Raw genomic sequence first — 12,204 nt, forward strand, 5'->3', positions numbered from 1 at the left:
CCTGGGCCGGTTTGTAGTGGAGTTTACACGCCACGACAGAAAATGACCCGTGAGTATTTGACGCAAGCGTCCGGACAAGACTGTTCGGTCACTGTGAAGTTACTGCCTCCCGGTACGTTTTTGGAGGTGCCCTTGTACCCACGCGCATCGCCGGGCATGGCCCCAGGCGACTATCTATTCACCGGAGAGTAACGAGGAATCCATGAAGGTTCTTGTAGCTGTCAAACGAGTGGTCGACTACAACGTCAAGGTTCGCGTCAAGGCGGACAACTCCGGCGTCGACCTTGCTAACGTCAAGATGTCCATGAACCCCTTCTGCGAAATCGCCGTGGAAGAAGCCGTGCGCCTGAAGGAAAAGGGCGTTGCGACCGAGATCGTCGTCGTCTCCGTCGGCCCGGCCACTGCCCAGGAACAACTGCGTACCGCCCTGGCCCTGGGCGCCGACCGCGCGATCCTGGTGGAAGCCGCTGACGAACTGAACTCCCTGGCCGTGGCCAAGGCGCTGAAGGCCGTTGTCGACAAGGAGCAGCCGCAACTGGTCATCCTTGGCAAACAGGCCATCGACAGCGACAACAACCAGACCGGCCAGATGCTGGCCGCGTTGACCGGCTTTGCCCAGGGCACCTTCGCCTCCAAGGTGGAAGTGACTGGCGACAAGCTGAACGTCACCCGTGAAATCGACGGCGGCCTGCAGACCGTGGCCTTGAACCTGCCAGCCATCGTCACCACCGACCTGCGCCTGAACGAGCCACGCTACGCGTCGCTGCCGAACATCATGAAGGCCAAGAAGAAGCCGCTGGAGACCGTCACTCCAGACGCGCTGGGCGTTTCCCTCGCCTCCACCAACAAGACCCTGAAGGTTGAAGCCCCGGCTGCCCGCAGCGCAGGCATCAAGGTCAAATCGGTGGCCGAACTGGTCGAGAAGCTGAAGAACGAAGCGAAGGTAATCTAAATGACTATCCTGGTTGTCGCTGAATACGAGAACGGTGCCGTAGCCCCGGCCACCCTGAACACTGTTGCTGCTGCCGCCAAGATCGGCGGTGATGTGCATGTGCTGGTCGCCGGCCAGAACGTGGGCGGCGTTGCTGAATCTGCCGCGAAGATCGCTGGCGTGGCCAAGGTGCTGGTTGCCGACAACGCAGCCTATGCACACGTCCTGCCGGAAAACGTCGCGCCGCTGATCGTCGAACTGGCCAAGGGCTACAGCCACGTGCTGGCCCCGGCCACCACCAACGGCAAGAACATCCTGCCGCGCGTTGCCGCGCTGCTCGACGTGGACCAGATCTCCGAGATCATCTCGGTTGAGTCCGCCGATACCTTCAAGCGCCCGATCTATGCCGGTAACGCCATTGCCACCGTGCAGTCGAGCGCGGCCATCAAGGTCATCACCGTGCGTACCACCGGCTTCGACGCCGTGGCAGGCGAAGGTGGTTCGGCTGCCATCGAGGCCGTGGGCGCTGCGCACAACGCCGGCATCTCGGCCTTCGTGGGCGAAGAGCTGGCCAAATCCGACCGCCCGGAACTGACCGCTGCCAAGATCGTCGTCTCCGGCGGCCGTGGCATGGGCAATGGTGACAACTTCAAGCACCTGTACAGCCTGGCCGACAAGCTCGGCGCTGCCGTCGGTGCTTCGCGCGCCGCGGTCGATGCGGGCTTCGTACCCAACGACATGCAGGTCGGCCAGACCGGCAAGATCGTTGCGCCGCAGCTGTACATCGCCGTCGGTATCTCCGGCGCGATCCAGCACCTGGCCGGCATGAAGGACTCCAAGGTGATCGTGGCGATCAACAAGGATGAAGAAGCGCCGATCTTCCAGGTGGCTGACTACGGCCTGGTCGCCGACCTGTTCGAAGCGGTGCCAGAGCTGGAAAAGCTGGTCTGATCCGCCTGCTTCACTTATAAAGAACCCGGCCCTCGTTTCGAGGGTCGGGTTTTTTTATGGGCTGAGGAGTGAGGGATGACGTTGCGCGGAACGGGCAGGTTGCTGGCATGCATGGCGGTGTTGGTGTCGCCGCTGGCCATGGCGGCAGGCAAGTGCGAACGCCTGGTGGCCACTGGCAGCCCCGATGCGCCGCCGTACTCATGGCAAGACCCGAACGACCCGAAACACCTGATCGGTGCCAACGTCGACCTGCTGCGTCAGGTGGCTGGCGAGCTGGGGTTGAAGGTAGAGGTGCTCAGCGCCGGGCGTCGTGACCAGGCGTTGGAGGGAGTCCGCAGCGGGCGCATGGACCTGTTGCTCGACACACCCATGCAGGTGGAGCAGCTGACCGCGCTCGACTACATTCACCCACCCCTGCAGCTCAACGAGTACCTGGTGTGGACCCGCCACGATGCCGAGCTGGCTTTCGATGGCCCGGCGGACCTGGCCAGTTACCAAGGCAGTGTGTCCGAGCATGCACGGCTGACGCCGGCCTTCAGCGCTTTCGTCAAGGCGCAGCTGAAGCTGACGCCGGCGCAGAACCTGACCCAGGCATTCCAGAAGCTGGTGCTTGGCCAGGTCGACTATGTGCTGGCGGGCCGCTATGCGGGCATGGCGATGGTGCAGAGCCTGGGCATGAGCAACCAGCTGATTGCCCGCGGCCTGCCGGTGGACCGGCCAGGGCTGTACCTGGCCGTGTCGCATAATTCAGCCTGCAATGACAGCTGGTTGCGTGGGCAATTGGCAAAAAAACTGACAGAATTGCCGATCTCCGGTGCGTCCGAGGCCGTGCTGCAGCGCAATGTCGAGCGCTGGAAAGCCCAGCTGCAAGTGCCGTCGGACGCCCCCAAACACTAGGAAGATTGCGTGAGAACCCAACCACTAATCCTTGCCTTGGCCGTGCTCGGCCTGGCTGGCTGCGCCAACGATCCGGCCCCTGTCGAGCAGATGCGTATCTCCGAGCAGGCGCTGGAGCAGGCCAAGGCCGTCGGTGCCACCGAGCAGGTCGAAGCGCTCAAGCTGGCCGAAGACAAGTTGGCCCGGGCCAAGACCAACATGCTCACCGAAGACTACCGCGATGCGCGCATGCGCGCCGAGCAGGCCGAGCTGGATGCGCGCCTGGCCGAAGCCCAGGTATTGAACCAGAAGAGCGAAGAGCAGCTACAGCTGCTGCAGTCGCGGGTCAAGCGCCTGCGCAAGCAGCTGGAGGTGCAACCATGATTCGCCGTGCACCATTGGCCGCGCTGGCCGTACTGGCGCTGGCGGCAGGTTTGCAGGGTTGCGCCAGCCAGCGCAGCAGTGCAGCACTGGATGAGGCGAGCGCCGCCTTCCAGAAGGTCAAGGACAACTCCGATGTGCTGCGCAGTGCCCCGCGTGACGTGATTCGCGCAGGCGAGTCGCTGGCCCGCGCCGAGCGCCTGTCCAGCTACATCGGCACGGGTGCCGACGTGCGCCATTACGCCTACCTCAGCCAGCGCTACAGCGAGATCGCCAGCGAGCACGCCCGGCTGGCGCTGAACCAGGAGCGCCAGGCCAAGCTCGACCTGGAGCGCCAGCGCCTGCAGCTGGCCTTGCGCGAGGCTAAGCTGGCCAGTGTCCAGCAGCAGGGCAAGTGGATCGAGTCGCAGATCGCTGCGCTGGCCTCGGAGCAGACTGATCGCGGTCTGGTAATGACCTTGGGTGACGTGCTGTTCGATACCGGCCGTGCCGACCTGAAGAACTCGGCCAGCCGCACCGTGCTCAAGCTGGTGCAGTTCCTCCAGCTCAACCCGCGCCGGGTGGTACGGATCGAAGGTTATACCGACAGTACCGGCACTGCCGAGGACAACCTCAAGCTATCGCGTGACCGGGCGCAGGCCGTGGCGGACATGCTGGTCGACCTGGGCATCGACGAGAAGCGCCTGCAGGTCGAAGGGTATGGCGACCAGTACCCGATCGAGGCCAATGCCTCGGAGCGGGGCAGGGCGCAGAACCGCCGGGTGGAGATCGTATTCTCCGATGACAAGGGCAGGCTCGCGCCGGCGCGCTGACCCTTGTGCGAGGACCGCTTTGCGGTCCTCGCTGCTTTTCACGCAACTGTATTGTTGACTATCCTGCAATCTGTCCCCGTACACTTTGCAACTGTTACGGTATTCTCTACCCTGAGTGAGCGACACAAGAACAACGAGTCCGTCCGCGCGTCGAGATCCCGCCATGACCAACCTGCTGTTGTACCAGCGTATCGCCCAGCAACTGGCCGATGACATCCGTCGCGGTGTCTACCAGCCAGGCGAGCGCGTACCGTCCGTGCGCAAGATGAGTGCCCAGCTCAACGTCAGCCATGCCACGGTGCTGCAGGCCTATGCCAACCTCGAAGACCAGGGGTTGATCCGTGCGCGGCCGCAGTCCGGCTACTATGTGCACCAGACCCCGGCCCTCACCGCGCAGACGCCGGATATTGCCCGGGTGGAGCGCCCCGGCCTGGTGACCCGCGCCAGCATCATCCAGCAGGTGCTCACCGAGGCGCGCCGCGACGGTGTGTTCCCGTTCGGCGCCGCGGTGCCGCACGTCGATTACCTGCCGGTCCGCGCCCTGCACCAGCAAATCGCCAAGGTGACGCGCTTCCATAGCCCGCGGGCCTTCAGCTACATGTTCAGCCCCGGTTTCGAACCGTTGCGCCGGCAGATCGCCATCCGCATGCGCGATGCCGGCGTGCTGGTCGACCCGCGTGAAGTGATCGTGACCCATGGTTGTGTCGATGCGCTGCAGATGTCGTTGCGCGTGCTGACCCGCCCCGGCGACCTGATCGCTGCCGAGTCGCCTACCTATTACGGCCTGCTGCAACTGGCTGACCTGTTGGGCCTGAAGGTGATCGAGATCCCCAGCGACCCGTCCACCGGCATCAGTCTCGAGGCGTTGCAGCTGGCCGCCAACCAGTGGTCGATCAAGGCCCTGGTGCTGACTGCGCGGCTGAGCAATCCACTGGGCGGCACGGTGCCGGAAGAGCGGCAGAAGCAGTTGCTGCGCCTGGCGTCGGATTTCGATATCCAGATCGTCGAGGACGATATCTACGGCGAGTTGATGTTCGAACAGGGCAAGACCAAGGCGCTGAAGGCGTTCGACCGGCTGGACCGGGTGATCTACTGCTCGAGCTTTTCCAAGACCCTGTCCCCCGGCGTGCGCGTGGGCTGGATGATCGCCGGGCGCTACCAGGACGAGATCCAGCGCCTGCAAACCTTCACCACCCACTCGGCATGCAGTGTGACGCAGATGGGGGTGGCAGCTTATCTGGAGAATGGCGGCTACGACCGGCACTTGCGTTACATTCGCCAGGAGTACCGCAAGAACCTCAGTGCCTACCAGCTGGCGGTGCAGCAACATTTCCCCGAGGGCACCCAGATGACCCGGCCGACCGGCGGGTTCATCCTGTGGGTGAGCTTGCCGGGGCGGGTCAATACCCAGGAGCTGCATGTGCGTGCGCTGGAGCAGGGCATCAGCATTGCGCCGGGGCTGATCTTCAGTAATACCGAGCAGTTCAACCACTGCATCCGCCTCAACTGCGGGATTCCGTGGAACAAGGAGGCCGAGCGCGCGGTGATTACCCTCGGGTTGCTGGCCCAGCAATTATGCCGGGAGCCGGCGGCCGCGTTTTTGTAGGCTTGCCACGCGCCTGCGGAACAGGGAGCATACGCACTTTTACTGCCAGCCTGTCCTTTTGCCATGAAAGCTCTGCGTCGTTTTGCCTTGATCCTGTGCCTTGCTCCGCTCTGCTACCTTGGTGCGAGCCAGGCCGCGCAGCCGGCCGGCCCGGCGCAGGCGGCGCAGGGCAAACCGGCACACAAGGCGCAGGCGAAGCCCGCGCAGAAGCCGGCGGCAAGCAAGGCTGCCAAAAGCAAGGTCAAGCCGGCGCGCAAGCCGATAAGCCAGGCGGTGGCCAAGCCGCTGCCCAAGGCCAGGCTCGATCTCAGCCTGCCCACCGATATGGTCGACAAGCTGGAGCCGGAGGTTGGTGACCCTTCGCCGATCCAGCGCCGCAAGCCTTTGCTGCCACCGCTGTTCACGGAAAAGCCAGAGGCCGACGACAGCCCGTTCCAGCTCAATGGCCGGTTGATCAATAACGAAATGCAGCTACAGCTGCGCAATGACAGCCGTCGTGACGTAGAAGGGGCGGCGATCGATTTCGAGTACCGCCAGTAGCCAGTAACTGACTGGCGGGTCATGGCACATTTCATCGTGCCAGTAATTTCAAACGACTGTTTGAGCGGTTACTATCCAGGGACGTTCGTCCCGTTTTGCTCCAGGGAGTCCTGATCTTGGTGAGTTGCCATGAAATGCCGTGAGGGTTGTGGTGCCTGCTGCATTGCCCCGTCCATCAGCTCTGCAATGCCGCGTATGCCCAACGGCAAGCCGGCTGGCGAGCGCTGCCTGCACCTGACCGCCGACAACCTCTGCGACCTGTTCGGCAAGCCCGAACGGCCCGCGGTGTGCGGCGGTTTCCAGGCCGATGTCGAGGTGTGCGGCAGCGACCGTGACGAGGCGATCAGGATGCTTGGCTGGTGGGAGCAGATGACGGCGGCGTGAGGCTGGATCTTCGACAACAAGGATAAACATGATGAGACCGTTCAAGCGTATTGCACTGCTGTGTGGCATGGGTGTTCTGCTGTCCCCTGTGGCCTGGGCCGAGAACTGGCAGGTGGCCAAGGATGAGGAGGGGATCAAGGTATCGCTCAGTGAAGTGGCCGGTTCCAAGTACAAGGCCTACCGCGGGGTAACCCTGATCAAGGCGCCGTTGGCGAAGGTGCAGGCGCTGCAGGAGGATGTGGTCGGGGCCTGCGCGTGGATCCACGAATGCAAGACGCAGAAGGTGCTCAAGCAGGAAGGTGACCAGGTCTGGACCTATACCCAGTTCAATACGCCATGGCCGGTGACGCCGCGTGACTCGGTGTTGCATGTGACCACGGTCAAGGGCGCAGATGGCAGCCTGGTGCGCAACCTTAAGGAAGAGCCGACCTACATCCCGGAAGAGAAAGGCTTTGTGCGGGTAGCGAAGGTTGAAGGCTTCTGGAAGCTGGTGCCCAAGGGTGACAGCACCGAAGTGACTTATCAGGTGCACACCGAGCCGGGTGGTAGCGTGCCGGCGATGGTGGCCAACAAGTTCGTGGTGGATGCGCCGTTCAATACCCTGAAAGGGTTGCGCGAGCGGGCTGAGAAAAACTGAGGAACGGCCCTGGTGAGGGCCGCTCCCACAAAACCGTATCGCGTCGAACAGAAATGAAAAAGGCTGCCCGAGGGCAGCCTTCTTGCGTTCGGCTAGCGAAGCTTACTTGCGGTCCTGCAGCGCAACGATGTCGCGCTTCTGCTCGCCGGTGTACAGCTGGCGTGGGCGGCCGATCTTGTACGGGCTGGAGAGCATTTCTTTCCAGTGCGAGATCCAGCCCACGGTACGTGCCAGGGCGAAGATCACGGTGAACATGCTGGTCGGAATGCCGATCGCCTTGAGGATGATCCCCGAGTAGAAGTCGACGTTCGGGTACAGCGAGCGCTCGATGAAGTACGGATCGGTCAGGGCGATCTCTTCCAGGCGCATGGCCAGTTCCAGCTGCGGGTCGTTCTTGATGCCCAGCTCGCGCAGGACTTCGTCGCAGGTCTGCTTCATCACGGTGGCGCGCGGGTCGCGGTTCTTGTACACGCGGTGGCCGAAGCCCATGAGCTTGAACGGGTCGTTCTTGTCCTTGGCCTTGGCGATGAACTTGTCGATGTTCGAGACATCGCCGATTTCATCGAGCATGGTCAGCACCGCTTCGTTGGCACCGCCGTGGGCCGGGCCCCACAGTGCGGCGATACCGGCGGCGATACAGGCGAACGGGTTGGCACCCGACGAACCGGCCAGGCGAACGGTGGAGGTGGAGGCATTCTGCTCGTGGTCGGCATGGAGGATGAAGATCCGGTCCATCGCCTTGGCCAGCACCGGGCTGATCGGTTTGATCTCGCACGGGGTGTTGAACATCATGTGCAGGAAGTTTTCCGCGTACGACAGGTCGTTGCGCGGGTACATCATCGGCTGGCCCATGGAGTACTTGTACACCATCGCGGCCAGGGTCGGCATCTTGGCGACCAGGCGCACCGCGGAAATCTCGCGGTGTTGCGGGTTATTGATGTCCAGGGAGTCGTGATAGAACGCCGACAGGGCGCCGACCACGCCGCACATCACCGCCATCGGGTGGGCATCGCGGCGGAAGCCGTTGAAGAAGGACTTCAGCTGCTCGTGAACCATGGTGTGGTTCTTCACGGTGCTGACGAACTGGGCCTTCTGCTCGGCATTCGGCAGTTCGCCGTTGAGCAGCAGGTAGCAGGTTTCGAGGTAGTCGGACTTTTCGGCGAGCTGCTCGATCGGGTAGCCGCGGTGCAGCAGGATACCCTGGTCGCCGTCAATGTAGGTGATCTTCGACTCGCACGAAGCGGTCGCCATGAACCCAGGGTCGAAGGTGAAGTGACCAGTGGCCCCCAACCCGCGGACGTCGATTACATCAGGACCAACGGTGCCGGTTAAAATGGGCAGCTCGACGGGGGCAGCGCCCTCGATGACCAACTGCGCTTTTTTGTCAGCCATGTGGCCTCCTATTAATGCTTGAAATCATCAGACAGACCCCCCACGCAGGGCCCGCACCACTATAGAGGGATAAATTCAGAAGTCAATTTGCCTAAAGGCTTGTTGAAACAGGCATTGAGGCCTGGTTTTTCGCGAAATTCTCGCCCATTTACGCCTTTTGTCCGTTAAAGGCAATGCGCTATTTGGGCTACCCCGTCACGTTGTCATAAGCAGCCTAACTGTCTATACTCGCAACCCGACCGCCAGGGGCTTGCAAGCCCGAACTGCTGGGGGTCGCCGTTCCCTGGGTGGTGGGTACCTGACCAGTACACTTACCAACAACTTTGCCCTGATTCGCTAGGGGCTCTTCAGTGTGAAAAAAGCCGTGAAAAGCCAACGACCTGTAAACCTAGACCTAAGGACCATCAAGCTCCCCGTCACTGCGTACACGTCCATCCTGCACCGTATCTCCGGCGTCATCCTGTTCCTCGGCCTTGCCATCATGCTTTATGCACTGGGCAAGTCGCTGGGTTCCGAGGAAGGCTTCGGCGAGGTGAAGGCGTGTCTGACCAGCCCGCTGGCCAAGTTCGTGACCTGGGGCCTGCTGTCCGCCCTGCTTTATCACCTCGTGGCAGGTGTGCGTCACCTGATCATGGACATGGGTATCGGTGAGACGCTGGAAGGCGGCAAGCTGGGCTCGAAAATCGTGATCGTCATCTCCGTGGTGCTGATCGTTCTGGTGGGAGTTTGGGTATGGTAACCAATGTCACGAACCTGTCGCGTTCGGGTCTCTATGACTGGATGGCGCAGCGCGTTTCTGCGGTCGTTCTCGCGGCTTACTTCCTGTTCCTGATCGGCTACGTGGTCGCCCACCCAGGCATCGACTACACCCAGTGGCATGGTCTGTTCTCCAACAACGCGATGCGGATCTTCAGTCTGCTGGCCCTCGTTGCCCTGGGCGCTCACGCCTGGGTCGGCATGTGGACCATCGCCACCGACTACCTGACGCCAATGTCGTTCGGCAAGTCGGCAACTGCGATTCGTTTCCTGTTCCAGGCGGTATGCGGCGTTGCGATGTTCGCTTACTTCGTCTGGGGTGTGCAGATTCTCTGGGGTATCTGATCCATGGCTAGCATTCCAACCATTTCTTTCGACGCCATCATCATCGGTGGCGGCGGTGCCGGCATGCGCGCTGCGCTGCAGCTGGCTCAAGGCGGCCACAAGACCGCCGTGGTCACCAAGGTCTTCCCGACCCGTTCGCACACTGTATCCGCCCAGGGCGGCATTACCTGCGCCATCGCCTCGGCCGACCCGAACGACGACTGGCGCTGGCACATGTACGATACCGTCAAGGGCTCCGACTACATCGGTGACCAGGACGCTATCGAATACATGTGTCAGGAAGGCCCGGCTGCGGTCTTCGAACTGGACCACATGGGCCTGCCGTTCTCGCGTACCGAAACCGGTCGTATCTACCAGCGTCCGTTCGGTGGCCAGTCCAAGGACTTCGGCAAAGGCGGGCAGGCTGCCCGTACCTGCGCCGCGTCCGACCGTACCGGTCACGCGCTGCTGCACACCCTGTACCAGGGCAACCTGAAAGCCGGCACCACCTTCCTCAACGAGTACTACGCCGTAGACCTGGTGAAGAACCAGGACGGCGCGTTCGTGGGTGTGATCGCGATCTGCATCGAAACCGGCGAAACCCTGTACATCAAGTCCAAGGCCACCGTACTGGCCACTGGCGGTGCCGGCCGTATCTATGCCTCCACCACCAACGCCCTGATCAACACCGGTGACGGCGTGGGCATGGCCCTGCGTGCCGGCGTACCGGTGCAGGACATCGAAATGTGGCAGTTTCACCCGACCGGCATCGCCGGCGCCGGTGTACTGGTCACCGAAGGTTGCCGCGGTGAAGGTGGCTACCTGATCAACGCCCACGGCGAGCGCTTCATGGAGCGTTACGCGCCGAACGCCAAGGACCTGGCCGGCCGCGACGTGGTCGCCCGTTCCATGGTCAAGGAAATCATCGCCGGCAACGGCGTGGGCCCGAACAAGGACCACGTACTGCTGAAGCTGGACCACCTGGGCGAGGAAGTGCTGCACAGCCGCCTGCCAGGTATCTGCGAACTGTCCAAGACCTTCGCCCACGTCGACCCGGTGGTCGCGCCGGTACCGGTCATTCCGACCTGCCACTACATGATGGGCGGCGTTGCCACCAACATTCACGGCCAGGCCATCACCATGGACGCCGAAGGCAACGACCAGATCATCCCTGGCCTGTTCGCCGTAGGTGAAGTGGCGTGCGTATCGGTGCACGGTGCCAACCGCCTGGGCGGCAACTCGCTGCTCGACCTGGTGGTGTTCGGCCGTGCTGCCGGCCTGCACCTGGAGAAGGCGCTGAGCGAAGGCGTGGAATACCGCGACGCCAGCGACACCGACGTCGATGTTGCCCTGAACCGCCTGAACAAGCTGAACGAGCGCACCACCGGTGAAGACGTTGCCAGCCTGAAGCGCGAGCTGCAGAGCTGCATGCAGAACTACTTCGGTGTATTCCGTACTGGTGAATACATGCAGAAGGGTATCGAGCAGCTGGCCGGTCTGCGCGACCGTATCGCCAACGTCAAGATCAACGACAAGTCCAAGGCCTTCAACACTGCGCGTATCGAGGCACTGGAACTACAGAACCTGCTGGAAGTCGCCGAAGCTACCGCCATCGCGGCCGAAGCCCGTAAAGAGTCCCGCGGCGCTCACGCCCGTGAAGACTACGAAGACCGTGACGACGAAAACTGGCTGTGCCACACCCTGTACTACCCGGGTGAGAAGCGCGTCGCCAAGCGTGGCGTCAACTTTGCGCCGAAGACTGTTCCAGCCTTCGAACCAAAAGTCCGGACTTACTAAGGGTGGCCGCTATGTTGCAAGTCGAAGTTTATCGTTACAACCCGGACACCGATTCCGCGCCGAAAATGCAGACCTTCCAGGTCGATACCGGCGGCAAGGACCTGATGGTGCTGGACGTGCTGGCACTGATCAAGGAGCAGGACGAAGGGTTCTCCTACCGTCGCTCGTGCCGTGAAGGCGTTTGCGGTTCCGATGGCATGAACATCAACGGCAAGAACGGCCTGGCCTGCATCACTCCGCTGTCGGCGGTGGTGAAGGGCAACAAGCTGATCCTGCGTCCGCTGCCGGGCCTGCCGGTCATTCGTGACCTGGTCGTCGACATGAGCATCTTCTACAAGCAGTACGAGAAGGTGAAGCCGTTCCTGCAGAACGACACGCCGGCGCCAGCTATCGAGCGTCTGCAGTCGCCGGAAGACCGTGACAAGCTGGACGGCCTGTACGAGTGCATCCTGTGCGCTTGCTGCTCGACTTCCTGCCCGTCGTTCTGGTGGAACCCGGACAAGTTCCTGGGCCCCGCTGCACTGCTGCAGGCCTATCGCTTCCTGGCCGACAGCCGCGATACCAAGACCCAGGAGCGCCTGGCGTCCCTGGATGACCCGTTCAGCGTATTCCGCTGCCGCGGGATCATGAACTGCGTCAACGTTTGCCCTAAAGGTCTGAACCCGACCAAGGCAATCGGTCACGTACGTAACATGCTGCTGCAAAGCGGTACCTGATACAAAGCGTTGTACCTGCAGTAAGCCGAGGTGCGGGCGGTGAGCCCGCACTGAGGTAAAACCCGAACAAAGGCCCACAAAGCCTGCGTTCATTACCTATG

14 protein-coding genes are annotated in these 12,204 nt (G+C 62.2%); 13 read left to right on the forward strand and 1 reads right to left on the reverse strand.

Going from position 1 to position 12,204, the window contains the following annotated elements; translation table 11 throughout:
• The first annotated feature begins 202 nt into the window (after positions 1-202).
• From ACLEJP_RS12340 to ACLEJP_RS12380, 9 genes are all read left to right on the forward strand, one after another.
• Positions 203-952 carry an electron transfer flavoprotein subunit beta/FixA family protein gene (locus ACLEJP_RS12340; RefSeq protein WP_440806752.1) on the forward strand — a complete coding sequence of 250 codons (750 nt, stop codon included), beginning with the start codon at positions 203-205 and terminating at the stop codon, positions 950-952.
• On the forward strand, positions 953-1,882 hold the full coding sequence (locus tag ACLEJP_RS12345; protein ID WP_289135907.1) for an electron transfer flavoprotein subunit alpha/FixB family protein: 930 nt from the start codon (positions 953-955) through the stop codon (positions 1,880-1,882).
• 75 nt (positions 1,883-1,957) lie between these two features.
• Entirely contained in the window at positions 1,958-2,779 is an 822-nt protein-coding gene (locus ACLEJP_RS12350) for a substrate-binding periplasmic protein (protein WP_440806755.1), read from the forward strand.
• Positions 2,780-2,788: 9 nt separating this feature from the next.
• Positions 2,789-3,142 carry a DUF4398 domain-containing protein gene (locus tag ACLEJP_RS12355; protein WP_170030864.1) on the forward strand — a complete coding sequence of 118 codons (354 nt, stop codon included), beginning with the start codon at positions 2,789-2,791 and terminating at the stop codon, positions 3,140-3,142.
• Positions 3,139-3,951: an OmpA family protein gene (locus ACLEJP_RS12360; RefSeq protein ID WP_440806758.1), complete on the forward strand. Its 813-nt coding sequence runs from the start codon at positions 3,139-3,141 to the stop codon at positions 3,949-3,951. The genes ACLEJP_RS12355 and ACLEJP_RS12360 overlap by 4 nt, the downstream gene beginning before the upstream one ends.
• Positions 3,952-4,114: 163 nt before the next feature.
• A complete protein-coding gene (locus tag ACLEJP_RS12365) occupies positions 4,115-5,557 on the forward strand; it encodes an aminotransferase-like domain-containing protein (RefSeq protein WP_013973449.1) in 1,443 nt (480 codons plus the stop codon).
• A 63-nt stretch (positions 5,558-5,620) separates the two neighbouring features.
• A complete protein-coding gene (locus ACLEJP_RS12370) occupies positions 5,621-6,097 on the forward strand; it encodes a hypothetical protein (RefSeq protein ID WP_440806761.1) in 477 nt (158 codons plus the stop codon).
• Positions 6,098-6,226: 129 nt separating this feature from the next.
• Positions 6,227-6,481, forward strand: coding sequence for a YkgJ family cysteine cluster protein (locus tag ACLEJP_RS12375; protein ID WP_440806763.1), 255 nt, complete (start codon positions 6,227-6,229; stop codon positions 6,479-6,481).
• 28 nt (positions 6,482-6,509) lie between these two features.
• A complete protein-coding gene (locus tag ACLEJP_RS12380; RefSeq protein WP_440806765.1) occupies positions 6,510-7,118 on the forward strand; it encodes an START domain-containing protein in 609 nt (202 codons plus the stop codon).
• Between the two features lie 102 nt (positions 7,119-7,220).
• On the opposite strand, the gene gltA is transcribed toward ACLEJP_RS12380, so the two are convergent.
• On the reverse strand, positions 7,221-8,510 hold the full coding sequence (gene gltA / locus ACLEJP_RS12385) for a citrate synthase (RefSeq protein WP_085625400.1): 1,290 nt from the start codon (positions 8,508-8,510) through the stop codon (positions 7,221-7,223).
• 352 nt (positions 8,511-8,862) lie between these two features.
• Between gltA and sdhC the strand changes: the two genes are divergently transcribed.
• The 4 genes from sdhC to ACLEJP_RS12405 are packed head-to-tail and all read left to right on the forward strand — an operon-like array spanning position 8,863 to position 12,103.
• Positions 8,863-9,249, forward strand: a complete 387-nt coding sequence (gene sdhC, locus ACLEJP_RS12390; RefSeq protein ID WP_012315350.1) for a succinate dehydrogenase, cytochrome b556 subunit — start codon at positions 8,863-8,865, stop codon at positions 9,247-9,249.
• A complete protein-coding gene (sdhD, locus tag ACLEJP_RS12395) occupies positions 9,243-9,611 on the forward strand; it encodes a succinate dehydrogenase, hydrophobic membrane anchor protein (RefSeq protein ID WP_003254214.1) in 369 nt (122 codons plus the stop codon). Before sdhC ends, sdhD begins: the two co-directional genes overlap by 7 nt.
• Before the next feature lie 3 nt (positions 9,612-9,614).
• Positions 9,615-11,387, forward strand: a complete 1,773-nt coding sequence (gene sdhA, locus ACLEJP_RS12400) for a succinate dehydrogenase flavoprotein subunit (RefSeq protein WP_289135914.1) — start codon at positions 9,615-9,617, stop codon at positions 11,385-11,387.
• Positions 11,388-11,398: 11 nt separating this feature from the next.
• Entirely contained in the window at positions 11,399-12,103 is a 705-nt protein-coding gene (locus tag ACLEJP_RS12405; protein ID WP_011534752.1) for a succinate dehydrogenase iron-sulfur subunit, read from the forward strand.
• Positions 12,104-12,204: the final 101 nt, after the last annotated feature.

Source organism: Pseudomonas sp. SMV7, from assembly GCF_052041995.1.
Lineage (GTDB): Bacteria > Pseudomonadota > Gammaproteobacteria > Pseudomonadales > Pseudomonadaceae > Aquipseudomonas.